The sequence below is a fragment of the Pseudomonas sp. Marseille-Q5117 genome (assembly GCF_946901175.1).
GTDB lineage: Bacteria > Pseudomonadota > Gammaproteobacteria > Pseudomonadales > Pseudomonadaceae > Aquipseudomonas > Aquipseudomonas iranensis.
On record NZ_CAMPPP010000011.1, the window covers coordinates 180,211 to 205,215 of the forward strand.

Annotated in this window: 29 protein-coding genes and 1 pseudogene; 21 read left to right on the top strand and 9 right to left on the bottom strand. The window is 60.0% G+C overall.

Features of this window, described 5'->3' with window-relative positions; genetic code table 11:
• The first annotated feature begins 50 nt into the window (after positions 1-50).
• Both OC605_RS18360 and OC605_RS18365 read left to right on the top strand, forming a co-directional pair.
• Entirely contained in the window at positions 51-506 is a 456-nt protein-coding gene (locus OC605_RS18360) for a winged helix-turn-helix transcriptional regulator (protein ID WP_122708226.1), read from the top strand.
• Between the two features lie 164 nt (positions 507-670).
• Positions 671-1,096, top strand: coding sequence for a VOC family protein (locus OC605_RS18365; RefSeq protein ID WP_024012539.1), 426 nt, complete (start codon positions 671-673; stop codon positions 1,094-1,096).
• Here OC605_RS18365 and OC605_RS18370 read toward each other — a convergent pair whose 3' ends face one another.
• The gene (locus tag OC605_RS18370) at positions 1,097-2,011 is read right to left on the bottom strand and encodes a LysR family transcriptional regulator (protein WP_252885784.1); all 915 of its coding nucleotides are present in this window, start codon (positions 2,009-2,011) and stop codon (positions 1,097-1,099) included. It abuts the gene before it with no gap.
• Between the two features lie 202 nt (positions 2,012-2,213).
• On the opposite strand from OC605_RS18370, the gene OC605_RS18375 reads away from it, so the two are divergent.
• From OC605_RS18375 to OC605_RS18385, 3 genes are all read left to right on the top strand, one after another.
• On the top strand, positions 2,214-3,554 hold the full coding sequence (locus OC605_RS18375) for a nucleobase:cation symporter-2 family protein (protein ID WP_186569270.1): 1,341 nt from the start codon (positions 2,214-2,216) through the stop codon (positions 3,552-3,554).
• Between the two features lie 33 nt (positions 3,555-3,587).
• Positions 3,588-4,097, top strand: coding sequence for a nucleoside deaminase (locus tag OC605_RS18380; RefSeq protein WP_133339958.1), 510 nt, complete (start codon positions 3,588-3,590; stop codon positions 4,095-4,097).
• Between the two features lie 178 nt (positions 4,098-4,275).
• Positions 4,276-5,010, top strand: coding sequence for a class I SAM-dependent methyltransferase (locus tag OC605_RS18385; protein ID WP_262138639.1), 735 nt, complete (start codon positions 4,276-4,278; stop codon positions 5,008-5,010).
• On the opposite strand, the gene OC605_RS18390 is transcribed toward OC605_RS18385, so the two are convergent.
• The 3 genes from OC605_RS18390 to OC605_RS18400 form a co-directional block, all read right to left on the bottom strand.
• Entirely contained in the window at positions 5,007-5,255 is a 249-nt protein-coding gene (locus OC605_RS18390; protein ID WP_016774267.1) for a DUF6555 family protein, read from the bottom strand. The two genes, OC605_RS18385 and OC605_RS18390, sit on opposite strands and share 4 nt — an antisense overlap.
• 84 nt (positions 5,256-5,339) lie before the next feature.
• Complete coding sequence (locus tag OC605_RS18395; RefSeq protein ID WP_050977883.1) at positions 5,340-5,546, bottom strand: hypothetical protein; 207 nt, start codon at positions 5,544-5,546, stop codon at positions 5,340-5,342.
• A gap of 177 nt (positions 5,547-5,723) precedes the next feature.
• Positions 5,724-6,488, bottom strand: coding sequence for an SDR family oxidoreductase (locus OC605_RS18400; protein ID WP_262138642.1), 765 nt, complete (start codon positions 6,486-6,488; stop codon positions 5,724-5,726).
• Positions 6,489-6,604: 116 nt separating this feature from the next.
• On the opposite strand from OC605_RS18400, the gene OC605_RS18405 reads away from it, so the two are divergent.
• The 5 genes from OC605_RS18405 to OC605_RS18425 all read left to right on the top strand — a co-directional run bounded on the left by OC605_RS18405 (position 6,605) and on the right by OC605_RS18425 (position 9,894).
• Entirely contained in the window at positions 6,605-7,549 is a 945-nt protein-coding gene (locus OC605_RS18405) for a GlxA family transcriptional regulator (RefSeq protein WP_133339968.1), read from the top strand.
• Between the two features lie 95 nt (positions 7,550-7,644).
• Positions 7,645-8,205 carry a nucleotidyltransferase family protein gene (locus tag OC605_RS18410; RefSeq protein WP_262138644.1) on the top strand — a complete coding sequence of 187 codons (561 nt, stop codon included), beginning with the start codon at positions 7,645-7,647 and terminating at the stop codon, positions 8,203-8,205.
• 40 nt (positions 8,206-8,245) lie between these two features.
• Complete coding sequence (locus OC605_RS18415) at positions 8,246-8,635, top strand: NUDIX hydrolase (RefSeq protein WP_262138647.1); 390 nt, start codon at positions 8,246-8,248, stop codon at positions 8,633-8,635.
• Complete coding sequence (locus OC605_RS18420; protein ID WP_262138648.1) at positions 8,592-9,095, top strand: hypothetical protein; 504 nt, start codon at positions 8,592-8,594, stop codon at positions 9,093-9,095. The genes OC605_RS18415 and OC605_RS18420 overlap by 44 nt, the downstream gene beginning before the upstream one ends.
• A 439-nt stretch (positions 9,096-9,534) precedes the next feature.
• Positions 9,535-9,894 (top strand): DUF6124 family protein, encoded by a 360-nt coding sequence (locus tag OC605_RS18425; protein WP_186569274.1) that lies wholly within the window; start codon positions 9,535-9,537, stop codon positions 9,892-9,894.
• Between the two features lie 553 nt (positions 9,895-10,447).
• On the opposite strand, the gene OC605_RS18430 is transcribed toward OC605_RS18425, so the two are convergent.
• Both OC605_RS18430 and OC605_RS18435 read right to left on the bottom strand, forming a co-directional pair.
• Positions 10,448-11,407 carry an EamA family transporter gene (locus OC605_RS18430; protein WP_262138649.1) on the bottom strand — a complete coding sequence of 320 codons (960 nt, stop codon included), beginning with the start codon at positions 11,405-11,407 and terminating at the stop codon, positions 10,448-10,450.
• Positions 11,408-11,575: 168 nt separating this feature from the next.
• The gene (locus OC605_RS18435) at positions 11,576-12,502 is read right to left on the bottom strand and encodes a LysR family transcriptional regulator (RefSeq protein WP_262138650.1); all 927 of its coding nucleotides are present in this window, start codon (positions 12,500-12,502) and stop codon (positions 11,576-11,578) included.
• Between the two features lie 106 nt (positions 12,503-12,608).
• Here OC605_RS18435 and OC605_RS18440 point away from each other — a divergent pair, with 106 nt between their 5' ends.
• The 7 genes from OC605_RS18440 to OC605_RS18470 all read left to right on the top strand — a co-directional run bounded on the left by OC605_RS18440 (position 12,609) and on the right by OC605_RS18470 (position 17,745).
• The gene (locus tag OC605_RS18440; RefSeq protein ID WP_262138652.1) at positions 12,609-13,202 is read left to right on the top strand and encodes an NADPH-dependent F420 reductase; all 594 of its coding nucleotides are present in this window, start codon (positions 12,609-12,611) and stop codon (positions 13,200-13,202) included.
• 48 nt (positions 13,203-13,250) lie between these two features.
• Complete coding sequence (locus OC605_RS18445) at positions 13,251-13,649, top strand: nuclear transport factor 2 family protein (protein WP_262138654.1); 399 nt, start codon at positions 13,251-13,253, stop codon at positions 13,647-13,649.
• A 107-nt stretch (positions 13,650-13,756) separates the two neighbouring features.
• Positions 13,757-14,059 carry an ArsR/SmtB family transcription factor gene (locus OC605_RS18450; protein WP_024012559.1) on the top strand — a complete coding sequence of 101 codons (303 nt, stop codon included), beginning with the start codon at positions 13,757-13,759 and terminating at the stop codon, positions 14,057-14,059.
• 63 nt (positions 14,060-14,122) lie between these two features.
• Positions 14,123-15,097: a zinc-dependent alcohol dehydrogenase family protein gene (locus tag OC605_RS18455; RefSeq protein ID WP_041480565.1), complete on the top strand. Its 975-nt coding sequence runs from the start codon at positions 14,123-14,125 to the stop codon at positions 15,095-15,097.
• 28 nt (positions 15,098-15,125) lie between these two features.
• A complete protein-coding gene (locus OC605_RS18460; protein ID WP_262138657.1) occupies positions 15,126-15,467 on the top strand; it encodes an antibiotic biosynthesis monooxygenase family protein in 342 nt (113 codons plus the stop codon).
• Positions 15,468-15,630: 163 nt separating this feature from the next.
• Positions 15,631-16,332: a DUF695 domain-containing protein gene (locus tag OC605_RS18465; RefSeq protein WP_262138659.1), complete on the top strand. Its 702-nt coding sequence runs from the start codon at positions 15,631-15,633 to the stop codon at positions 16,330-16,332.
• 267 nt (positions 16,333-16,599) lie between these two features.
• Positions 16,600-17,745, top strand: coding sequence for a sensor histidine kinase (locus OC605_RS18470; protein WP_262138660.1), 1,146 nt, complete (start codon positions 16,600-16,602; stop codon positions 17,743-17,745).
• Positions 17,746-17,784: 39 nt separating this feature from the next.
• On the opposite strand, the gene OC605_RS18475 is transcribed toward OC605_RS18470, so the two are convergent.
• Complete coding sequence (locus OC605_RS18475) at positions 17,785-19,641, bottom strand: ABC transporter ATP-binding protein (protein ID WP_056784851.1); 1,857 nt, start codon at positions 19,639-19,641, stop codon at positions 17,785-17,787.
• A gap of 299 nt (positions 19,642-19,940) precedes the next feature.
• On the opposite strand from OC605_RS18475, the gene OC605_RS18480 reads away from it, so the two are divergent.
• The 3 genes from OC605_RS18480 to OC605_RS18490 are packed head-to-tail and all read left to right on the top strand — an operon-like array spanning position 19,941 to position 21,828.
• Positions 19,941-20,591, top strand: coding sequence for a hypothetical protein (locus tag OC605_RS18480; protein WP_123442758.1), 651 nt, complete (start codon positions 19,941-19,943; stop codon positions 20,589-20,591).
• The gene (locus tag OC605_RS18485; RefSeq protein WP_262138664.1) at positions 20,591-21,019 is read left to right on the top strand and encodes a phage holin family protein; all 429 of its coding nucleotides are present in this window, start codon (positions 20,591-20,593) and stop codon (positions 21,017-21,019) included. The genes OC605_RS18480 and OC605_RS18485 overlap by 1 nt, the downstream gene beginning before the upstream one ends.
• The gene (locus tag OC605_RS18490; protein WP_262138665.1) at positions 21,016-21,828 is read left to right on the top strand and encodes a DUF3618 domain-containing protein; all 813 of its coding nucleotides are present in this window, start codon (positions 21,016-21,018) and stop codon (positions 21,826-21,828) included. Before OC605_RS18485 ends, OC605_RS18490 begins: the two co-directional genes overlap by 4 nt.
• A gap of 51 nt (positions 21,829-21,879) precedes the next feature.
• Here OC605_RS18490 and OC605_RS18495 read toward each other — a convergent pair whose 3' ends face one another.
• A complete protein-coding gene (locus OC605_RS18495) occupies positions 21,880-22,986 on the bottom strand; it encodes a M20/M25/M40 family metallo-hydrolase (protein ID WP_262138667.1) in 1,107 nt (368 codons plus the stop codon).
• A 638-nt stretch (positions 22,987-23,624) separates the two neighbouring features.
• On the bottom strand, positions 23,625-24,518 hold the full coding sequence (locus tag OC605_RS18500; RefSeq protein WP_262138669.1) for a LysR family transcriptional regulator: 894 nt from the start codon (positions 24,516-24,518) through the stop codon (positions 23,625-23,627).
• Between the two features lie 130 nt (positions 24,519-24,648).
• Here OC605_RS18500 and OC605_RS18505 point away from each other — a divergent pair.
• Positions 24,649-25,005, top strand: a pseudogene (locus OC605_RS18505) (MFS transporter); the annotation flags it as partial.

Sequence of the window (25,005 nt, forward strand, 5' to 3'; positions counted from 1 at the left end):
TCGGGTTGTTAAATGCAACCACATTCAATAGCCGATCCATCAGGAACCACATGGCCCGACAACAAACATTGGCACAGAGCGAATGCCCGGTGGCCCGAACCCTCGAAGCCATTGGCGATCGCTGGGCCTTGATGATCATTCGCGATGCGTTCGATGACGTGCGCCGGTTCAGCGAATTCCAGAAACGTCTGGGCCTGGCCAAGAACATCCTCACGGTCAAACTGAAAATGCTCGTCGAGCTCGGCGTGCTGCAGATTCAGCCCGCGTCCGATGGCAGCGCCTACAAGGAATACGTGCTCACCGACATGGGCCGCGCGGTGTTCCCCATCGTCGTCAGCCTGCGGCAGTGGGGCGAGCGCTTCCTGTTCGCGGAAGGCGAGGAGCACTCGATTCTGCTCGACAACGAACGGGCCGAGCCCGTTGAGACTATCGTCGTGCGCTCCACGGCGGGCGCGGTGCTGGCCCCGGCAGACTGTCACCGAAAAGTGGTGACGCGCCGGCAATGAAGCCGGGCAGATAGCCCTGGCGTGTATTCACAGCCGCGCTATCTCCATGGCATGAAAAGTCGAGTCGGCAACCGCCGGGTTTTTGATCTAGGCTGTTTTCGATCCTCGATCAGCAGCGGTGCGCCGTTGCCATATTTCCAGCAACGCGATTACCGGAGTGCCTGATGAGCCTTTCACCTTTCCACCTCGCCATCCCGGTTTACGACCTCGCCGCTTGCCGGCGTTTTTACGGTGAAGTGTTCGGCCTGGAGGAGGGCCGGTCCAGCGCGCAATGGGTCGATTTCAACTTCTACGGCCACCAATTGGTGATCCACGAACAGCCGAAAACGGCTGCCCAGCAAAGCATCAACAGCAACCCGGTAGACGGTCACGACGTACCGGTCCCGCACTTCGGCATCATTTTGCAGTGGGAGCAATGGGAGGCACTGGCCGAGCGACTGAAGTCATTCGGCACGCAATTCGTGATCGAGCCCTACATTCGATTCAAGGGTCAGGTCGGCGAACAGGCGACCATGTTTCTGCTCGATCCCTGCGGCAATGCGCTGGAATTCAAGGCGTTCAAGGACATGAGTCAGGTGTTTGCCAAGTGATCACAGCGTAGTGATCTGCCCGTTGCGATCGCGTTCATACACCTTGTTGGCCTGCAGCTTCTCCTTCAGCCAGCGCTCGGCCGTGCCCAAGGGCCGTTGGCGCGCCCACAACAGATCGACGCCGATTTGCCAGTCGGTATGCGGGTACGCCGACAGCTGCAACTCGACCAGTTCGCCATTGCCCAGTTCACGCTGGATCAGTTGGCGCGGCAGGGTCGCCCAGCCGAGGCCGGCGCGGACCATTTCCAGCAGCGCCAGATAGCTTTCCGCTTGCCACAGCTGCGTCGAACGCAGGTATTCACTGCTCGGCAGTTTGCTGGCGTGCGCACTGAACGCCAAGCGCCGGTGCACGTGCAAATCATCGAACGTGACGTTGTCCAGTTGCGCCAGCGGATGATCGGGATGGCAGACGTGCAGCATGATCAGTTTGCCTAGTTGCTGGAACGCCAGTTCCCGGGGATAGCCTGGTTGCGAAAACGCCACCCCCAGCACCGCCTCGCCACTGCTGACCAGTTCGCTGACATCGCCGTAGACCGGGTGACGAATGATCAGATCGACAAACGGGAAGGCCTGCTCGAACGCTTGCAGCACCGGCATGATCGGGCCGTACGGCGTTTCAATCGCCAGGGTCAGGCTCGGTTCGACGCTATCGGAAAGGCAATCGGCGTGGGCCTCGAAGGTCATGCAGCGCTCCAGTACCGCCTCTGCCTGCACCAGCAATTTATGCCCGCTGGCGGTGAGGGCAGGGCTGCGATTGCTGCGGTCGAACAGCTCGACGCCAAGGTCGGTTTCCAGATTGGCAATCGCCGCGCTGATGGTCGACTGCGTCTTGCCCAGCTTGCGCCCGGCGGCGGAGAACGAGCCGCTTTTCACCACCTGGACGAACATCAGCAACTGATCGAGTGAGAAGCGCACGCGGTGTACTCCGAGGTTGAGCGAAATGGCGATTGTGCCGCGTCTTTGCCATCGAAAAAAGCGATGGTTGCCAATTTGTTTCATCGTTAAAAACATTCAAGGATGACCCCGCGTCTTCGAACGCCGGGGCCGATTCTCTCTGTGCATCTGTCCCTGAGCGCCCGCGATTACAACCAACGCTGCCCCTTCAGGAGCTTGTGCCATGACTACACAATGCGTTCACCCGGTCGATGAGGTGTTGCCCCTGCGGCAGCTGGTCACCTTCGGTCTGCAGCATGTTCTGGTGATGTATGCGGGAGCGGTGGCGGTGCCGCTGATTCTCGGCAGTGCGATGGGGCTGACGTCGGCTCAGGTGGTTTTACTGATCAACGCCAACCTGCTGACGTCCGGTGTGGCGACGCTGATTCAGACCCTCGGCTTCTGGAAGTTCGGCGCGCGTTTACCGTTGATTCAGGGCTGCTCGTTCATTGCGCTGGCGCCGATGATCATGATCGGCAAGGAGTTCGGCCTCAGCCAGATCTTTGGGGCGGTGATCGCCGCCGGCTTCCTGACCATCGCACTGGCGCCGGTGTTCAGCCGCTTGCTGCGATTCTTTCCGCCCGTGGTGATTGGCAGCCTGATCACCATCATCGGTATTTCACTGATGCCGGCGGCGGCAATCTGGCTGGGTGGCGGTAATCCCGATTCGCCTGACTTCGGTCGCCCGGCCAATCTGCTGCTGGGCCTGGCCACGGTCAGTGTGACGCTGGTGATTTATGCGAAATTCAGCGGTTTCATCGGCAACCTCAGCGTGCTCATCGGCTTGTTTGTCGGCAGCCTGATCGCTGCCGCCTGTGGCATGACGCACTTCAATCGGGTCAGCGAGGCGGCGTGGTTCGAGTTGAGCGCGCCAATGGCGTTTGGCCCGCCAGAATTTTCTCTGGTACCGATTCTGATCATGACCCTGGCGATGCTGGTGATCATGGCCGAGACCACTGGCAACTGCCTGGCCATCGGCAAACTGGTCGGCAAACCGACTACGCAGCAGACCCTCGGCAACGCCTTCCGCGCCGACGGCTTGTCGACCATGCTCGGTGGTCTGTTCAACAGCTTTCCCTATAACGCCTTCACGCAAAACACCGGCCTGATTGCGCTTTCGAGCATCAAGAGCCGCTTCGTCGTCGCCGCCGCTGGCGCAATCATGGTGTTGATGGGCTTGTTTCCCAAGCTCGGCGCGCTGATTGCGGCGGTGCCGACGCCGGTGCTGGGCGGCTGCGCGATCGTCATGTTCGGCATGACCACGGTGGCGGGCATTCAGGAACTGTCACGGGTGCAGTTCGAAGGCACACGCAACGCCATTATTGTTGCGGTGTCGGTCAGCGTCGGCGTCTTGCCAATGTCCTTCCCGGCCCTGTTCGAACACGTCGGCCCGACGCTGAAACTGGTGCTCGACAGCGGCATTTTCCTCGGTGCGATCACCGCCATTCTGCTCAATGTACTGCTCAACAAACAAAAACCATCGACCGACGCCGTCGGCGCTTCCACGGCCGAACTGGCCGACTGACTTTTGTCTTTTTCCACTGCCCAGGAGTTACCCATGAATCAATTCACTCAGCTTGTTCCGGCCGGCGTCAGCGATCTGGACCTGTCATTGCTGCGCCAGACCATCGCCCTGTCGCAGGCGTCGAAGCAACGTGGCCGGCACCCGTTTGCGGCGCTGGTGGCGGATCGCGACGGCAAGGTGATTGCCGAAGCGGGCAACAATTCGATGCCGCCGGAAGGTGATCCCACCCAGCATGCCGAACTGGTCGCGGTGGCTGCAGCGGCGAAGCGGTTGTCACCCACGGAGCTGGAGGCGTGCACGCTGTACACCAGCGCCGAACCTTGCTGCATGTGCGCGGGCGCGGTGTATTGGACCGGAGTCGGTCGAGTGGTGTATGCGTTGTCGGAACATGCTTTGCTCGGGCTGACCGGCGATCATCCGGAGAACCCGACGTTCTCGTTGCCGTGTCGCGAAGTGTTTGCCAGAGGGCAGCGCACGGTGAGCGTTTTCGGGCCGATGCTGGAGGCAGAGGCGGCTGAACCGCATAAAGGTTTCTGGTCTTAGTTGTTATGGATCGTTCCCACGCTGCTGCGTGGGGACGCATCCGCTGACGCTCTGCATCACTTTTACTTCGCCGGGATGACATCCACACATTCCCCAGCGGAATGCCCCCCATGAAATCATTGAATTTTTCTTCTCCACGCTCACCGCGTAGCGTGTCGCAAAGACAAGGAGAATCGCCATGACCCAACCCGCCACTGACGCCGCCGGCAAATTCGACACCTCCCGCGCCAACGAATATGCCCGGCAAAGCCGCATTGCCCTGGCTGGCTACGATGCCTGTCACGACCTGTCGGCCTGCATGCTCGCCGCCAGCCTTGGGCAGTCGCGTCCGGCAAACGTGCTGGTGGTGGGCGCGGGGGGCACCGCACAGGAAATCATCGCCATGGCCGCGCTGGAGCCGGAATGGCGCTTCACTGCGGTCGATCCTTCCGGGCCGATGCTGGATGCTGCGACCGAACATCTGCGCGCCAGTGATCTATTGCACAGAGTCCAGATACATCTCGGTCACGTCGAAGACTTGCCGGCCGACGCATCTTTCGACGCCGCCACCCTGATCGGTGTACTCCATCACCTGGGCGGTGATGAGGCCAAGCAACAAATACTGCGCTCCATTCAGGCCCGCCTCAAACCCGGCGCGCCATTGATCGTGGCCGGCAATCATTACGCTTACGCCAGTCAGCCGTTGCTGCTGCAAGCCTGGAGCCAGCGCTGGCGACAGCAGGGCGCAACCGCTGACGAGGTGCAGGCGAAGCTCGGGAAGATCTTGCAGGGCGCTGATCCGCCGCACTCGGAGGCGGCGGTTCAAACATTGCTGCATGACGCCGGATTCGGCGATGCAACACGGTTTTTCAGCAGTCTGTTCTGGGGCGCCTGGCTGACGTGCAAGCTCAGCCAGGCGACCCGATTTGCCTAAGCCTCCGTCCAGTCCAGCGCTGCCGTCTCGCGCCATTTCACGTCGGTGATCCCATAGCGCTCGGCCTGGGGTTTGGAAACCACTTTCAACGGTGGTTTACCCGGTTTCGGAATCGGCGCAATACCGGCGTCACAGCTCGCCCAATGCCAAGCGTCGGCGTTGCGCATACTCTTGGCGCGGATGACGAATGATTTTGGCTGGTCGTGATGTTTGTATTCGATGACGAAAATATCGGTGCTACGCATGAGTTCCTCCTTACGCTCATACGTAAATGATTTTGTCCGACAAGAAAAATTCAAAGGATTTTCTGGCCGGATGATCAGCGTCACTCAGCGCTCTAAAACGCGGTTCTTCATGAAGCCGCGCAGGTTCATCAGGAACAGGCAAAGCTGCAGAACGATCAGCGCGTAAGCCCCGGCATGGACGCCCCAGATCACCCACAGCAAATTGCTCAGACTGAAACAAACGAAGCCGCTCATGCGCCGTTGCGGTCGTTGCGAACCGATCAGCCACGCGGCCAGAACGGTGACCAGCATCGCCGGCCATTGCACCCAATCCAGATATGCCAACGCTCTGTCCTCTGCACAGATTTGTTTGATGCAGAAAGGGTACACAGCAACCGAAGGATGGTCACCGATGAGCCTTGAACCTTGTCCCAACAAAAAACCACTTGGATCACAAACCCAAGTGGTCGGAAGTATTCGGCGCTTTAATCAAGCCACCGGAATAGGATTTTCCAGCAGCGACAGGTTGAATTGCTCGATCAACCCGTGCTCGTTCGCGCCCTGGTTGGCTCGCAGCGGCAAGACTCGGTCAACCAGCACTTCGGTAGTGGCGGTTTCCAGCTTGATCAGGGTTTCCTCGATAAACTCGCCCAGCTGCATGGCGCGCTCGTCGCCGCTCTTGTGAATCAGGTCGGTATCAACCCAAGGCGGCGCGATTTCCAGGACCTTGACGCTGGTGTCGCGCAGCATGAAACGCTGCGACAGCGAGTAGGAATGGATCGCCGCTTTGGTTGCCGAATACAACGCCGTGGTCGCCAGCGGCAGGTAGGCCAGTACCGAGCTGTTGTTGATGATGTAGGCCTCGGGCTGACGCTTGAGGTGTTCGACGAACGCGGCGCTGACGCGCACTGGGCCGAGGAGGTTGGTCTGCAACAGAGCGACGGCCTGCGCATCGTCGTAGTCGCCGGAACCCGCGTTGTCGAAGGGCATGATTCCGGCGTTGTTGATGATTACGTTCAACGACGGATGGCGGCGGATGACTTCGGCGGCGACGTCCTTGATCTGCTGCGCATCGTTGATGTCCAGCTGCACGGTGTCGATGCCTGGATTCGCCTGGGCAATCTCTGCCAGCAGGGTCTGGCGACGACCAGCGATGATGACCTTGTTGCCGCGCTGATGCAGGGCCTCGGCCAGTGCGCGGCCGATGCCGGAAGTGCCGCCGGTGATGAAGATCGTGTTGGCTTCAAGTTTCATGAGCTGCGTCCCGCAAGTGGATTGATTGGTATGTGAGCCATGATGGAGAAAACCTGCTCCGACCTGAATGACGTATGTGGTAGTGTTTCGGGACATTCAACAACCGGAGCGCGACCATGCATCGAGTCGGCTATCTGCTCACGGAAGGTTTTCAGGTCATGGCGCTGGCGACCCAGTCGGTGTTCGAGTTCGCCAACATCGTCACCGGCAAAGCCGTGTACAAGGTGCAGAACTTTTCCCAGGCCGGCGGCATCGTCAGCTCCTCGCTGGGCTTGCACGTCGATACGTTGCCACTGACGCAGGCGGGGCTGGCCGACAGTTGGCTGGTGGCTGGCACGCTGACTCCGCTGACGCCGCCCGATGCTGACGTGCTGCAAAGCGTGCGCGGGCTCGCCGACGGCGCACGCCGCGTGGCCGGCATCTGCACCGGCTCGTTCTTACTGGCGCAGGCCGGTGTGCTGGATAACCGCCGCGTGACCACGCACTGGGCGTTCGCCCCGGCGCTGCGCAGGATGCATCCGTCGGTGAATGTCGAGGACGACCGAATCTTCATCATCGACGGCCCGGTGTGGACATCGGCGGGCATGACCGCTGGTGTCGACATGGCGCTGGGTATGGTCGAGAAGGACCTGGGCAGCGAAATCGCCCGCTCGGTCGCCCATCGACTGGTGATGCATCAGCGTAGGTCCGGAGGCCAGTCGCAGCATTCGGAATTGCTGTCGCTGTCGCCCAAATCCGACCGCATTCAGAGTGCGCTGGATTACGCGCGCAAGCACCTCAATCGCCCGCTGAGTGTCGAAGAACTGGCCGAAGTGGTGCACCTGAGTCCGCGGCAATTCACCCGCGTGTTCACCGCCGAAACCGGCCAGTCACCAGCCAAGGCGATAGAGAGCCTAAGGCTGGAAGCGGCGCGGTTGCTGATCGAGCAAAGCAGTCACAGTCTGGATGTGGTCGCCAGGGAAACCGGGTTTCGTGACCGCCGGCACATGCGCGAGGTGTTCATGCGCGGCTTTGGCGTGCCGCCGCAGGCGGTACGGCGGGATTCGCGGCGGATGGTGTGAGGCTCGTCTGGTTACGTGACGTTATGTTGAGCACCAGCGACCTTTGCCCGAAACCTTTGGTAGGCTCGTGCAGCAAACGGATATGGACTGAAAAAATGAATCTGGAAGCGCAACTGCGGGATCTGATTGATAAGGATCCCGTCCGGATGCACATCCTGCGCATGGTCAGGGATCTCAACTTGCCGGACTGCTGGGTTGCCGCAGGTTTTGTGCGCAGCCTGGTTTGGGATCATCTGCATCAGCGCCAGCCTTCGCCGTTGCCCGAGGACATTGATGTCATATGGTTCGACAGAACACGTCCCGGTCATCAAACGGATTTGGCCTTGGAGGTCGAGCTTGCAGCGCTGTGCAGTGGCTTGAATTGGTCGGTGAAAAACCAGGCACGCATGCACCAGCGGAACGCCGATGCGCCTTATGGGGCGGCCGCGGATGCAATGACGTTCTGGCCGGAAACTGCTACGGCAGTAGGGGTCAGGCTTGATCGGCATGGTGCGATAAAGGTTTCGGCGCCGTTGGGGCTGGAGGATTTGTTTGCGCTGAAAGTGCGGCCAACCGCCCGATTTGAAAGTGATAAAAACGCGGTGTTTGTGGAGCGCGTGCAGTCGAAGCGATGGCTCGAGATCTGGCCGAAGTTGACGCTTGTAACGCAGGGTTGATGCCACCCCGATGGATCGTTTAAACCGATAAGGAAATCTTATGCATCCCGACAAGGCCTGTCCTGTTGTGCTTTGTTTCGCACAGCGCCCGCGAATCCTGTTGTTTCGACATCCACAGGCTGGGGTGCAGTTAGTAAAAGGAACCATTGAGCGCGGCGAATCACCTGCCGAGGCCGCTTTGCGAGAACTGGCGGAAGAGTCCGGTATCCACAATGCGACAATCTGTGAAGATTTAGGCAGCTGGGTGTCTTGCCACCACGGACAAGTCTGGTCGTTTCAACATTGCGAGGTGCGTGAGCCACTGCCAGAGCGATGGTCTCACCAGACACTGGATGATCACGGGCATGTCTTCGAGTTTTTCTGGGCCTCGCTCGATGAGTTACCGTATGGCGATTGCCATCCTGTGTTTCGTCGAGCGCTGGGTTTTTGATGGAGGCTTTGAAGTACCAAGGACAACTAGCGGCACACGACTGAGGAGCAAAATGGAGATCAACCGCCTGCTCAAGAAGCGACAGTTGAATGTGCAGGAACAGAATGCCGTGACGGCCCATCGGCTGATGACGACCGCAAAATTCTGGCGTAACGCCGGTCTTCCCGTCGCCTTGGTTGGTTATGGCGAAAGCCAGGAAATCGACTGGGCGGGCACCGTGGTACTTGAACTGGAAGTCGATTTCCCCGGCATGCCACGGCTGTATGGTTTGATCCTGAACCAAGCAGAACGGTTCATAGCTTTTGAAATTGACACCGACAGTGATCACCAGTGCGTGGAAACTGAAGAGCGATGGGAAGATGTAACTTCAATTCAGAACCATGCAGTTTCCCAGCGCGGCACTGGTAAGGGTTTCGCTGTAATTGCTCTTCAGGTCAGACGGGAAATTTCAAGATCATGACAGGCAAGGATCGCCGGTAACCTCAGCACAATCCTCTTGTAGGAGCGAGCCTGCTCGCGATGACGCCAGCCCATTCACAGCCACATAAACAGAAAACCCTCAGCCCGTTTAAACAGTAACTCCAGCCTCAAGCAAACGGCTACAACGCCTTGCGCCATTCCCTACGACTACGCCAGAATCCGCCGGCTTGTGCGTCTAGGTCGCGGGTTCTATCGTCTGTCGGTCGCTGAAAAACAGTGATCGGGTTTGGTAGCCCGCCATAACTAGTCGCATCGCGCACCGTTCGCAGACCTGCTTCAGGTCGCTGCTCAATGGTGGCCATGCGCAGGACACCTTCGGGTGTGCCGGTTCCTAGTTACCGGTCTACCAACCCGCGTATGGCCGCCACCTTCGTTTGGTAGCGAATGTGAAGGCTCCTTTTCTAACTAGGAGTTTCACCATGTTCAAAGTCACACCCAATCCCCCAACCACCGACCCCGCATCGCCCTACGAATCCAGCGCCTCGAAAAAGCTTCACGAAGCCGCCGAACGCGCCCTCGATCACTACCTCGGCCCCGCCGAAATCCTGGCCAGCACCAACACTCCGGAACAGATGTTCCTCGCCAACCCGAAATACGACACCGAGTCCCTGCTGGCCAACGCCAGCGAATCCCTCGGCTCGGCCACCACCATGCTCTACGACTTCGCCGCGCTGCTCGACAACCCGCGCCGCAAAACCCTGCTGGGAATCGCCCAGGTCGTCATGCTCGGCGAAATCGCGGTAAATCAGGCTTTGGATAAAGTCGAAATAGCCAAATGACCGCAATGCGACGAGCGCAAAACCTCGTCGCAATCCCCGGGCGCGCCATGGCTGGCACACCGCCACGGCTTGCACCACCCGGCCTCGACTGTCACCCTTCGGGCCGTTCTTCAAGGATCAGAACAAGGAATCAAGGATTGAGTGGTTACGTTCCAAACCCGCCGAAAAACTACCGCTACGAACAAGGTCGAACGTTTCTGCGAGCCGGGGGAGGGAACGCCAGCGGCGCTGAACCAAATGACGACAAAGAATCCGCGCGCGGTTGGGTAGGTTGGGAGGTACGGGGAAACCGGTTATTGGCGCAGATCTGCCCAAGCGAATTTTCGTACGCTGGCAATCTATGTACGCCCTGCCATGACCACAAGCACCAGACTCAGAACGCTGGCGGAATTCTTACGAACGGAGCTGGAGGTAACTGCGATTTATCTCTACAAGGGTGAAATAGGAAGCTATGCCCAGGTAGACCTTGAGAGCCTGCAATTCTGCTGATCCGGTACCGAGCCGGGAGCGATAAGCAGGACCCGCCAACCATGAGTCCCGCCACGACACCCCCTCAAACCTCAGCCTTCACCCCAACCTTCACCGGCGCTTTGCGATACGTCAGCAAAACAATCCCGCTCACCACAATCACTCCACCGACGATCTGCCCTCTGCTGAGCATTTGATCCAGCACAATCCAGCCCATCAACAACGTCGCCAGTGGTTCGATATTCATCACCGGGGCGTTGCGTGGCATGTCCAGTCGGGGCACGGAAATGAACAACACAATGAAGCCGGTCCCATAGAGCACGACAAGCGTGGCAAGGGCCAGCCAGCCGGTTGAAGTGGCGGGGAGGTTGAGTCCGCCGGGGAGGGCGCCGGTCAGGCCGGCCAGGTTGACGCTGCTGAAGACGATGAAGATGGTCAGCAGGCTGCGCACCGAGCCGCGCACTTGGGACAGCTTGTTATCGGTGATCCACAGCGCGCAGGCGAATACGCTGGCGGCGCAGAAGGCGAGTGCGACGCCCAGTAGCCATTCCGGGCCGACGCTCGCGCTGTCTGACAGACGTCCGGGGACGTCCAGTACGAACACCAATCCCACGAGAATCAAGCCCATCAACATCGCGGTGCGCGCGCTTGGTCGTGGGCCGCCCAGCGCCCAGGTCAGCAAGGCCAGCAGGATCGGAAACACGTTGGCCACCAGCAGCGCCAAAGCGACCGGGACCCGCGCGACAGCGGAGTACAGACACAGGCTCTGCGCAGTAATCAGCAGGCCCAACAACAGTTGCCAACGCCACGCGCCCGTCGGCAGACGCAGACTTTGCCGCTGCCACAGAACGAGAACGGCAAGCACCAGCAAGGTCCCGCCCGAGCGCATCAGAATTGCCAGCAGCACACCCGCGCCGTCATCAAAAGCCACCCGTGCCGCGACGTGGTTGCCGGCGAAGGCACAACCCATGCACAACAGAATGATCACGGCGAGATAACGGGGGAAGGGCGGGGGGACGGTTGGCGCAAACTCAGGACGGGACATGGCAGATCTCAAAAATGATAGCCACCCGGGGTGGCTCAGGTTTTTATTATGTTGTCGTACAACTTCCCGATTTGTACCGTAATCAAGCAGGCGCGGCAAGCTCGGAAGGCTTGAGTAACCGCTTAGGCGTGATGCTGGTTGAGTTTCAGAGGTCGTATGACTTGCTTTTTAAGTCCGAGCATCGAGTCGATTTGCCCACTCATCCAGTCGAGCTTGGCCGACCAGAAAATCCACAAATGCCCGGGTTTTGGCCGGCAGCAGTTTCTGGCTGGAAAAGTACAAATAAATCTGCCCCGCATCGACATGCCAGCCCGGCAGAACCCTCTCCAGCGTGCCGTCCTGCAGATACGGCAGCACGTCCGGAACCGCCAACAGCGCAACCCCTAATCCCAAGCGCGCGCACTGACACAGCGCTTGCGGGTCGTTGACCAACAGGCGCGGCGCCAACTCCAGGGGCGCTCGTTGCCCGTCGGGCCCTTGCAACATCCAGCTGCGCACCTTGCCGGTCTGTACCGAGCGCATGGCCAGATGATCCAGCGTCGCCAGCTCTTCGATGTGCCGGATGCGCTGGTGTCCCGAGAGGTATTCCTTCGATGCCACCAGAATCAGATGCGCCGGGGCAATGGCCCTTGCCACCACCCCTTGCGCGAGTTCGATGCCGCCGCCGATGGCTGCATCAAACCCGTCCGCGATGAGATCGACCTGGCGATTGTCGACGTGCCATTCAGGGGTCACGGCGGGGTATTGCTTGAGAAACTCGGGCATCAGCGGCAGCAGAAAATCCCTGGCGAAGCCCGGTGCCGCACTTAGACGCAGGGTGCCGGCAGGCTCTCCGGCATTGCCGGCCACGTCGGCAATCGCCGCTTGAACACTCTCCAGTCCCGAACCGACGTTGGCCAGAAAGCGTTCTCCCGCTTCGGTCAGCGTGAGTTTGCGTGTGCTGCGCTGAAACAAGCGTACGCCGAGGTTGGCTTCCAGTTGCGCGACATTGCGACTGACCGCCGCGGGTGTCAGGCCCAGGCGCCGCGCCGCCGCAGAGAAGCTTCCCGCCTCGGCGCTGCGCACGAATGAGAGCAAATTGCCTAAGGTTTCCATCTGCGAACCTTCAATGAATGATTGAAAGTGATTCTAGTGGGCTTCCACTACTGCTGGAAGATCAAAAGGCGTCTCATAGCCTCATCACCTACATGAGGAAACAGACATGACTATCAGCATCATTGGTACAGGCTCCATCGGCACCGCCATCGCTCGGTTGCTCGTCAACGCAGGCCTGCCGGTCAGTCTGGCCAACAGCCGTGGGCCGCAGAGCCTTGCCGGTTTGGTCGACGAATTGGGTCCACTCGCACAAGCGGTGACCGCTCAGCAAGCCAGTCAGGCGGACATTGTTTTTCTGGCGGTGAACTGGTCGAAGATCCCCGACGCGGTACGCGATCTCGGGCCTTGGGATGGGCGCATCGTGATCGATGCCAACAACCCGATCGAAGCACCACTGTTCAAGCCGTTCGATCTGGGCGGCCAGCCGTCTTCGCAAGTGGTGGCGCAGATGCTGCCCGGTTCGCACGTGGTCAAGGCCTTCAACCATTTGCTCGCGGCTCTGCTGAGCGATCCCTCCGCCGAGGGCGGCAAGCGTGTGCTGTTTTATTCCGGTGAAGATGCCGCGAGCAAAACCAAAGTTGCAGAGCTGATTACTCAAATCGGTTTTTACGGCATCGACCTGGGCGGTGTGCAGCAGGGAATGCTTGCGCAGTTCCCGGGCGGACCGCTGCCAGCCTTGAACCTGGTCAAACATGGTTGACCGCTGAGCCCGGGCAGCCGGGCTTCACATACCAATCGAGGATTCAAAATGTCTGGCTCAGATTCGCGAAATATCAATGAGGTGGAAAACTACGATGCCTTGCTGCGGGCCAACCTGCAGCGCGTGTTCAACGAGCGCGATGCACAGAAGCGCATTGCAGCGGTGCAGGAGCTTTTTGCAGACACACCGACGATGTACGAACCGACTGGCATCGTCACCGGGCGGGCGGCGATTTCAGAGGTGGCCGGTGCGTTGCTGGATCAGTTTGGGGCGGACTTCGCTTTTGTTCCGGAGGGGCGGGCGGTTGGGCATCATGGCTTGGGTTACCTGCGCTGGCATGCGGGCCCGAGCGCTGGGCCGGTAGTCGTCAGTGGCGTCGACGTGGCAGAAATCAAAGCGGGGAAAATCGTGCGGTTGTGGGTGTTGCTGGATGCGCCCCAAGGCTGAGCCGCACGGCAGGGTGGCAAAGGGGATCCCGTTGCCGCCTGTCGCCGACTGCCTATCAGATTAATATCGCGCATTGACATATCGAAAAATCTCGATATCCTCGGCGCATGGAACTGATCGAAATCTTCAAAGCCCTCTCGAACCCGACGCGCCTCAAGATCCTTGAAGGCCTGAAGGATCCCGTCAAGAACTTCCCCCCGCAGGATGAGGGTGACGTTCTCGTCGAGGGTGTCTGCGTGAGCAGCATCCAGGAAGGTATCGGCTTGTCGCAGTCGACGGTGTCGAGTTACCTGGCCACGTTGCAGCGGGTGGGGCTGGTGGAAGTGCGGCGCATCGGTCAATGGACCTACTACAAACGCAATGAGGCTGCGATCAGCGCGCTTGCAGAGATCATAGGGAAAGAGCTGTAAATTTTTTTACTACAGGATATCTAGAATTCTCGATATCCCTCTTTATCGATACGAGGTTTTGCCATGAAAGCGATGATTTTGAAATCCTTCGGCGGTCCTGATTCGTTCGAACTCAGCGACGTGCCCAAACCGGTTCCGCAAGCCGGCCAAGTGCTGGTCCGAGTGCACGCCACTTCCATCAATCCACTGGATTACCAGGTTCGCCGCGGTGACTATCCCGACCTGGTGCCGCTGCCGGCCATTACCGGTCACGACGTGTCGGGCGTGGTTGAAGCCATCGGGCCGGGCGTCAGCGCTTTCGCGCCGGGCGACGAGGTCTGGTACACCCCGCAGATATTCGACGGGCAGGGCAGTTATGCCGAGTACCACGTGGCTGCCGAAAGCATCATCGCCAGAAAGCCTGCGTCACTGAGCCACCTTGAGGCGGCCAGTCTGAGTCTGGTCGGCGGTACGGTTTGGGAAGCGCTGACCGTGCGCGCCGTGCTCCGCGTTGGCGAAAGCATTCTGATCCACGGCGGCGCCGGCGGGGTCGGCCATGTGGCGATTCAGGTGGCCAAAGCCATGGGCGCCAGGGTCTTTACGACCGTGCGCGAGGCCAACGCCGATTTCGTCCGCAGCCTGGGTGCCGACGTGGTGATCGATTACACCCAAGAGGATTACGTCGAAGCGATCATGCGCGAAACCGCCGGGCATGGCGTTGATGTGGTGTTCGACACCATCGGCGGCGATACCCTGTCTCGCAGTGCCGACGCGCTTGCCCAGCTTGGCCGCGTCGTCTCGATCGTCGATATCGCGCAGCCACAAAACCTCGTTCAGGCCTGGGGCAAGAACGCCAGCTACCACTTCGTCTTCACCCGGCAGAATCGCGGCAAGCTCGATGAATTGAGCGCGTTGGTCGAGCGCGGCCAGTTGCGGCCCCACGTTGGCGCGGTCTATTCCCTCGCCGACATCCCGCTCGCCCACGCTCGACTGGAGAGCGCCAACAACGGTCTGCTGGGAAAAATCGCTATCGCCGTCGAGCCTTCACTCATCGTCTGAATCCGCTCACTGATTCTGGAGAAACATCATGGTTTACGAGATCGCTGTGCTGCCCGTTCACCCGCATCAGACTGAAGCCTTCCGACGCGCATTTGCCGAAGTCGAACCGTTGCTCACCCGCGCCAAGGGATACGGCGGCCACTTGCTGGCGCAAGGTATTGAAACCCCCGAGCAGTTCAATCTGATCGTGCGCTGGCAATCGCTTGAGGATCACTCGCCGGGGTTTGAAGAAAGCGAAGATCACCAGCGGTTCATGCTGGGGCTGGAGGATTATTTTTCGGCTGAGCCGAGGGTCAATCACATTGAGGGTGGTGCTTTTCCGGGTGGCGATTTTGGCGTACCGGACAACGGTGCCAGCGTAGGCATCTGAGCGAGCATGTGGCTGTTCGTCACACGTGGCTGTAGCTGGTCGAGCCTGCTTGTGATGAATTGCCACATTAATTGCGCTTCGGCCTGTTCATTGGGCAGGGGTGGCAGGCAAGATGCGCCGATTTCCATATGTCTCGTACTGCTGCTCATCCAAGGAAGGCCACTTGAAAGTCACTCTCCACGCTTCCCTGCGCCCTGAAATCTGGCCAGCCGTTGTTTTATTGCTGCTGGCAAGCCTGATCACGACCGGCTGCACGCGCTCCCATTCTCCAAAACCGGTGGAGCGCGATCCTTGTCTGGATGCCGGTCCAGCACATACAACGGCCTACGCCAAATGCATGAGCGAGCGGAAAGAGCGCCAAGCTGAAGCGCTCAGAATACTGCTCAGTGATGATCCTGCGGACAATCCGCAACGGCAAGTAGCCGTGCCAGGCGACAGCGATTTCCAACCGTCAGATTTTCCTGACGACCCGATGCCAGCGAGTTTTCGCATGCCTTCCGACCTCAATCTCAAGGATACCCGGGCGTTTCCTTACAAGGCTCGCATCAGCTGGAAATACGTGTCGGATCGCTTCCTGCCGAGTTCAAAGGAATCCGCGCGGATGATGCAGGTGGACCGCCTGATAAAGGCGGCCGTAACGGCGGATGGGTTCGCGAAGTGGGGGTGCACGGTCACCGGCGGAAAGCGTCAGGTGTGGGTTTTCTACACCCTGGACGACGCGGCCTTTGTCAGCCGTGTGCAGGCAGCTCTGGCGCAGACCGGGCCTTATCCGATTGAATTCAGCAGCCGTAAACAGGCAGATGTCAGTGCTGAGGTGCCGAACACCGAGCAAACTCGACTGACGCCCAAGCGATGCCTGGAGTGAAGACTCTCAACGGATAACCTCTTCAAACGGACTTCTCTCATCGCAAGGAGTCCGTAGTCGCTTCAGAAACGTTCGTTGCGGGCGCAGCGATCATCTCATGCCGACCGCAACCTCTTCAGCACACCGATTTTCCTCCAACGTTAGCCCAGCGCTTTGGTGGTAGGCTGCATCCCTCAGCCGTACTTTCTGTACTCCTGAATTGCCCTTTCCGAAATCTGCGCCGGCTCAGTTGCTGGCGTTGATGGATTTCCCCTGCGGACTACAGCCATGCGCCTGCCAGATTTCATTCTCGAAAACCTAGAGCCGATCCTGCAGGCCTGGGAAGATTTCGCCCGCACCATCGAGACGCCGGGGGTGGAGCTCGATAACGTCGCGCTGCGCGATCATGCCGAGCAGATGTTGCGCGCCATCGTCATCGATCTGCGGACCAAGCAGACCATGAGCGAACAAATCGCCAAAGCCCAGGGCCAGGCGCCGCGCGACGATGAAGAAACAGCTGCGGAAACCCACGCGGTGACGCGGCTGATGGCCGGTTTTACCATCGATCAGATGGTGTCGGAATATCGCGCGCTGCGCACCAGTGTGCTGAGCCAGTGGCTGCGTCAGGTCAAGGATGGCAAATCGGTGAATGTCGACGACATGACGCGTTTTCACGAAGCCATCGACCAGGCGCTGGCCGAGTCGATTGCCAGCTATTCACGCGCCGTCGAGGCTTCGCGCAACGTGTTTCTGGGGATTCTCGGCCATGACTTGCGCACGCCGCTGGGGGCGATTCTGCTCGGTGCGGATATGTTGCGTCGTACCGAAGCCACCGACCCGCGCACCGGCAAAGTCGCCAGGCAGATCTACGCCAGCGTGCAGCGCGCCAGCCAGATCGTGGGCGACCTGCTGGATCTGACGCGCTGCCAGATGGGGCCGGGGATTCCGGTGAAAAAATCCCTGATCGATCTCAGCCCTGTGTGCGAGCGGGTTATCGAGGAAATCCGCGCCTTTCATCCACAGGCCAACGTGCGGTTCGATGCAAAGGAAGCGGTGATGGGAGCGTTCGATGGCGCCAGGATGGAACAGGTGTTTTCCAACATCATCAGCAATGCGGTGACCCACGGCGATAATCAGTTTCCGGTTTCGGTTGCACTGGAAGCTCAGGAGGATTTCGCGGTGTTCACAGTGCACAACGGCGGGGAACCGATTCCGGAAGACGTGTTGCCGTTCATCTTCAACCCGATGGGGCGCTTCTCGCAGCGCTCCGTAGTTGATCACGGACCCGTCGCTGGCCTCGGGCTGGGCCTGTTTATCGCCTCGGAAATCGTCGCCTCGCATGCCGGCTCGATCGAAGTCAGCTCTGACCTGAAGGGCGGAACCGTGTTTCGCGTAAAGCTTCCGATTGATGCCGAAAGCCCCGTCACCATATAGGCCAATCGATGGAGGGCCGGCCCCGGCCCTCCAGCCTGATCACTCCTCCATCACCTCAACCAAACCGCGATCCTCACCCAGGAACCCGCCGCTCTGGTGCTGCCACAGCCGCGCATAGGTGCCGTTTTTCTCCAGCAGTTGCGCGTGGGTGCCTTGTTCGATGATGCGGCCTTCGTCCATGACGATCAGCCGGTCCATGGCCGCAATGGTCGACAAGCGGTGGGCGATGGCGATCACGGTTTTGCCCTGCATCATTTCATCGAGGCTTTCCTGAATCGCGACTTCAACTTCGGAATCCAGTGCGCTGGTGGCTTCGTCGAGCAGCAAGATCGGTGCGTTCTTCAGCATCACCCGGGCGATGGCGATGCGTTGGCGCTGCCCGCCGGAGAGCTTGATACCGCGTTCGCCGACCAGCGTGTCGTAGCCGCTGTGGCCCTGCTTGTCGCTCAACTGGCTGATAAAACCATCGGCCTGAGCGTTCACCGCCGCGCGATGGATGTCTTCGTCGGTGGCGTCCGGGCGACCGTAGGCGATGTTGTCGCGGATCGAACGGTGCAACAGCGAGGTGTCCTGGGTGACCATGCCGATCACGCTGCGCAGGCTGTCCTGGGTGACCTCGGCGATGTTCTGCCCATCGATGCGGATCTCGCCGCGATCAACGTCATAGAAGCGCAGCAGCAGGTTGATCAGCGTCGACTTGCCAGCACCGGAGCGGCCGACCAGGCCGATTTTTTCGCCGGGGCGAATATGCAGGGTCAAGCCGTCGAGCACCTGGCGTTCGCCGTTGTAGTTGAAGCTGACATTGTCGAAAACCACTTCGCCGCCGGCAGGCTCAAGCACTTTGGCATCCGGTGCGTCCTGGACTTTCGGACCGCTGGTCAGGGTGGCCATCCCGTCCTGGACGGTGCCGATGTTTTCGAACAGCGAAGTCATCTGCCACATGATCCAGTGCGACATGCCATTGATGCGCAGCGCCATGGCGGTGATCGCCGCGACGGCGCCAGTGCCGACTTCGCCCTGATGCCACAGCCACAGCGCGTAACCGCCGGCACCGAGAATCAACGCCACCACCAGCGCCTGATTGACGATTTCGAACTGACTGACCAGCCGCATCTGGCGGAATCCGGTGAGCTTGAAATCTTCCATTGCCGCACGGGCAAAGTGCGCTTCACGCTTGGAGTGCGAGAACAGTTTGACCGTGGTGATGTTGGTGTAGGCATCGGCAATCCGCCCGGTCATCGACGAGCGCGCATCGGCCTGTTCCTGGCCGACTTTGCCCAGACGCGGCACGAAATACACCATCGCCAGCCCGAACAAAACGATCCACGCCAGAAACGGCAGCATCAGCTTCAGCGCAAAGCCACCGGCCAGCGCTATGATCGCAATGAAGTACACGCCGATGCCGGGGAGAATTTCGATCAGGGTGAACAGCACCTCGCGCACCGACAACGCAGTCTGCATGACCTTGGTCGTCACCCGGCCGGAGAACTCGTCGGAGAAGAACGACAGACTTTGCCGCAGCATCAACCGGTGAAAGTCCCAGCGCAGGCGCAGCGGCAGATTGATCGCGAGGATCTGATGCTGGACCATCGTGCGCAGCGCCACCAGACCAATGCTGACTACCAGCACGATGCCGATGCCCCACAACACGCGGCTTTCCTCATCACCGGCGGCGCCGCCGGATTGCCAGGTCGAGAGCAGATCCACCACTTGCCCAAGGAAAGAAAACAGCCACGCCTCGTAGATCGACACGCTGGCGCTGAGCAGGGCGAAGGCCAGAATGTAGCCGCGCGCGCCCCGGGTGCAGGCCCACAAGAAGCGCATCAGGCCGACTGGCGGTGGCGGCGCCTCGTCGGGCGGGAAGGGGTCGAGCCTTTCTTCAAACAGGCGAAGCATTGCTATCTCCGAAGTGATCAGGGTGTGGGGATTCTGCCATCTATCGGCGGTGTTGCGGGGTTTAGCGTCGTGTTGCAGATAAAAGCTTGTGCCTTTTCTTTACCGCAGCCAGGCGCAGAAGCTCAACGCAATCGTGCCAAGCGCAACCTTTCGTCGCTGATCCAGACCTGATGCCGCACGCTCATCAACCTCTTTGAACTCTCGCGCAAGCTGCTCCGTCATCTTCTATGTGGGGGCTCGAGGCAATGTTGCCGTGTAGTCCCGTTTTTCCGTTTTCAAGTCAGAACGCGAGGGGCCACATGAATACTCAAGACAGCAGGGCAGGCTTTGAATCAGGTGATCCGAACAGCAAGCCTGGACAGGCTTTTGAACATTTGAAGGACGACGTCAACGAAGCAATTGGCGGCGCGCGGCAACAGGCCGACGCGCAATTCGGACAGTACCGCGACACCGCGGCCGAACAGATAGAAGCATTGGCCCAAGGGGCAAAGAGCTTCGTCTCTGAGTTGCAGGACAAGGACACGCTGGGCATGTCCGACTACCTGACGGATATGGCGGACTCCATGACCGGGCTGGCGGGCAACTTGCGCGGCAAGAGTGCCGAGCAATTGCTGCACGATGCGGCGGATCTGGCGCGCAGCAATCCGGGCCTGTTCATCGCCGGCAGCATTGCTATCGGTTTCGGCCTGTCGCGGTTTCTCAAAGCCGGCACGGCCGCAGCAGCGACGGTCAGCGCCGAACATGATCCGGCGGCGGGCACGACATCGACGCCACCGCCAGCCGATTACGGTGCGCAGCGACCCTATGAATCGTCAGTGCCGTCATCGGCCCACGCCAATCCGGGACTGGCCACCGGCATCACCCCGACCTCGCCCAGTGACAGCGATCACCCCGCTGATTTTGCCGCGGCTTCCGTACCGCACGCACCCGACGCCAAAGGAGAACTGTGATGAACAGAGATGAATCTGATCTGAGCGGGGCAAGGCCCCTCGGCCAAACGGATGACGCTTCGGTGGTCGGTCTGTTGCGGCAACTGTCGCGCGAGGTGCCAGCGTTGTTCACCAAGGAACTGGCATTGGCCAAAGCCGAACTGCAGAACAGCCTCAGCACGCTGAAGGCGGGCATCGGTGCGGTGGCCGGTGGTGCGATCGTGTTCCTCGCCGGCTTCATCATTCTGCTGATGTCGGCGGTGTACGGCCTGAGCATGTTCATGGCGCCATGGCTGGCCGCGCTGATCGTCGGCGTGGTGGTGATGATCATCGGCCTCGCCATGCTGCAATCCGGGAAGAAGCAATTCGAGCCATCTCACTTCAAACCTGATCGCACCCTCGACGCCTTGAACAAGGATCAGGAAGCGCTGCGGAGGAAAGTCTCATGAAAAGCGAACTGGATATCGAAGCGGAAAAAAGCCCGGAGCAGATCGAGCGCGAAATCGATGCGCAACGCGCGAGCATCGGCAACATCGTCGATCAATTGGAAAGCAAGTTCACTCCCGGGCAGATGATCGATCAGGCTTGGGGAATGATGCAGAGCAACGGCTCGACGTTCTTCACCAATCTCGGCACCAGCGTGCGCAATAACCCGATGCCGGCGGTGCTGACTTCGGTGGGCCTGCTCTGGTTGATGATGAGCCAGAATCGCCCGCCAGTGCAGCAACCGACCTATCGCAGCGGGCCGGATCAGGACAAGGCCGGCGAGTGGGCCGACGGTTTGGCCGACGGCATCGACAGCGCCCGCGGGCATTTGCACTCGACTACTGACTCGCTGAAGGGTGGTTATGAGGCGCTGAAAGGCAAGGCCAGCCACTTGGGGGAAAACGTCGGTGCAGCGAAGGAAAATCTAAGCCATGCGATGCACGACGCCAGTGATCGACTGTCGCGTAATTCGCAAGTGCTTGGCCAGCAATTCAGCCACATGCTCAAGGAGCAACCGCTGATGGTGGCTGCCGCCGGGGTCGCACTCGGTGCATTGCTCGGCGCGGCGTTGCCGACTACGTCTACTGAACAGCGCTACATGGGCCGCACCAGCGCGGGCATGGTCGATAAAGCCAAGCAGAAAGCTCAAGAAGGGTACGAAGCCGTGCGCGACACGGTGACCCGGACCACCGAGCAAACCGAAGTGGAGACCAAGCCGGAACCGGCGCGGCCTTCGTCTTCCGATTTGTCGCAAGGTCTGGGGACTTCCTGACGGTGAAAGATAAGGGAGGCCGCTTTGGGCCTCCCTGTTTTGTACTGCGGGTTAAGCTGCTACGTCGTTCTGCAGGCCTTTCAAATATTCCACTAGCGTCTGCGCACACGCTTCAATCGCGCCGTCGACCACGAGTTCGAAACCATGGGTATTCTCGGTCGGGATCGCGATGCATCCGGCTTGGGCGCTGATGCCTGAACTCATCACCGCGCTGGCATCGGAAGCGAAATCCACCAGCAGGGCGAACTGTGGATCGAAGCCGCAACGCTTGGCTGCGTCGGCCAACGCCATGACCACGCCGCGCGAGTAATAGCCTTTCTGGTCGCCGGTATCGATGATCGGGTCGACGCTCAATCGCGTTGCGTATTCGCTCATCACCGGACCGACTTCCACGGCGATTGTGGTGTCGCCGGGCAGGTGTGCAGCGGCGTACATTGCGCCGGCGTTGCTTTCTTCCTCAAGTGTGGTGAAGACGAAGTAGGTGTCGTGCGCCAATTCGGTCCGGCTGCGCTTGAGTTGCTCGGCGGCCTGGAGCATGGCGACCACAGGCGCGCGGTCATCGAGAAAATGCGCGGCGGTGGCATCACCTACCCGGAACGGCGTGCGCCAGTGCTGGCTGAGCACAACCCGCGTACCCGGACGCACGCCCATGCCTTGCAGGGTCTGCTGATCATGGCGGGTGATGATGTGCACGTCTTTCCATTCCACCGCGCCGCTCATCACATCCTTGCCCTGCGGCGAGCCTGTGGTGGCGTGCATCGAACCGAACGAGAGCACGCCGGGCAGGGTTTGCGCGTCGCCGAGAATATCCACCGGACAGACACCGAAATTCACCGGGTTCGCACCGCCGAGGGCAACTACCCGCAACGTACCGTCCGGCTCGACGCGTTTGACCAGCATGGCGATCTCGTCCATGTGGCCCATGATGCGCACAGCGTGCTCGCCGTCCGGATCGGGCTCGCGACCCTTGAGCAGGCCGATGACGTTGCCGGCCCGATCGGTCCAGACCTCGTCGCAATGGCGCCGCAGTTCTTCCAGGCAGATCGCCCGGACCTCGTCCTCCTGACCGCCGGGCCCGCGTGCCATGAGCAAGCGGCTCAATAGTGTTTGGGTGGATTGCTGTGTGTTGCGCGGCAAAGGCGTTTGGTTATCCGACATGCGTACTGACCCTCCTTGTATCGGCGGACGTGTATCGACCGCTCAGAATTTAGGGGGCAGATTGGCGGGAAAATTCAGATTGCGTGGTGCCAGGCTATTCGCGATGCCGCTGGACCTGTGGGAGCGAGCCTGCTCGCGAAAGCGGTGTGTCATTCAATGTAGATGTGTCTGATCTGGCGCCTTCGCGAGCAGGCTCGCTCCCACAGGGATTTGGGTTGCGCTGAAGACTGTGGCCTTGCCCCGGACCATTGTGGGAGCGAGCCTGCTCGCGAAAGCGCTGGGTCAGGCGATGATGATGTTGAATGTGCCGGCGCCTTCGCGAGCAGGCTCGCTCCCACAGGGATTTGGGTTGGGCTGAAGATTGTGGCCTTGCACCGGACCATTGTGGGAGCGAGCTTGCTCGCGATAGCGCTGGGTCATTCAATGTGGATGTATCTGATCTGGCGCCTTCGCGAGCAGGCTCGCTCCCACAGGGATTTGGGTTGGGCTGAAGATTGTGGCTTTGCACCGGACCATTGTGGGAGCGAGCCTGCTCGCGATAGCGCTGGGTCAGGCGATGATGATGTTGAATGTGCCGACGCCTTCGCGGGCAAGCCCGCTCCCACAGGGATTTGAGTTGGATTGAAGAGTTGCGTTTGTCAGCGGTTGTATTTCAGCGCTTCGACAAACGCTGCAAACGCTGCCGAGCTCTGGCGCCGGTTCGGGTAATACAGGTGATAGCCCTGAAACGTCGGGCACCACTCTTCCAGCACTTCCACCAGTCGCCCATCGGCCAGATACGGCGCGACCAATTGCTCGGGCACGTAGGCCACGCCGATGCCGTCCACGGCGGCGTTGAGCACATGCATGATGCTGTTGAACACCAACTGCCCATCGACCTTCACGCTGAAATCCTGGCCCGTGTGCGCAAACTCCCAGGCGTATATCGCGCCGGCCGGTTGGTGGCGGATGTTGATGCAGGTGTGTTCCGTCAACTGATGGGGCGTGGCGGGGGCCGGGTGGCGGGCGAAGTAATCGGGCGAGGCGACCACGGCCAGACGCCAGTCCGGGCCGATGCGCACGGCGATCATGTCTTTGCTGATCGATTCACCGAGACGAATGCCGGCGTCGAAGCGTTCCTTGACCACATTGGTAAATCCGTAATCGACGTAAAACTCCAAGGTGATGTCCGGGTAGTCCTGCAAAAACTTTGCAAGCATCGGCCGAATGCACAATTCGATCTGATCGTCTGTGCAGGAAACGCGGATCGTGCCGCTGGGCTTGTCGCGCAATTCGCCAAGGGCTTCGAGCTCGGCGCTGATCTGCTCGAACAGCGGCGCAATCGAATGCATCAAGCGTTCGCCAGCCTCGGTCGGCGAGACATTGCGCGTCGTACGAGCGAGCAAGCGGATACCCAGACGCTGCTCCAGCGCGCGCACCGTATGACTCAGCGCAGACGGCGTGACGCCGAGGCGGGCGGCAGCCTTGGTGAAGTTTTGCTCCTGCGCCACCGCCAGAAAGGCCTGCAGGTCGTTGACTTTGGCGTTGCTCATTGCTGAATTTTTCTCAAAAGCACATGAAGATTACCGCTACTAATCAAGTTAAGCCCGATCCGTCAAGCTTTGCAGCCTGAGTAGCGGGGCAGAAGGCCTCGATGATTTCTTCTTCAAGACAGGTTTTCGCATGACGGCCCAAGTAATCGATACCCCGACAGCCCAGCCCATGGAAGCGTCCACTGCCGGCGAGCAACCGGCGTACTGGAGCGGTGTGTTCGCGATGACCCTGTGCGTCTTCGCCCTGATCGCCTCCGAGTTCATGCCGGTCAGTCTGCTCACTCCAATGGCTACGGACTTGCACATCAGTGAAGGCCTGGCCGGCTACGGCATTGCCATCTCTGGCGCGTTCGCGGTGCTGACCAGCCTGACGATCACCAGGCTCGCCGGCTCGATGGATCGCAAGCGCCTGTTGCTGCTGTTGACGGCGCTGATGTGCGCGTCCGGGCTGGTGGTCGGCCTGGCGCCCAATTACACGGTGTCCATG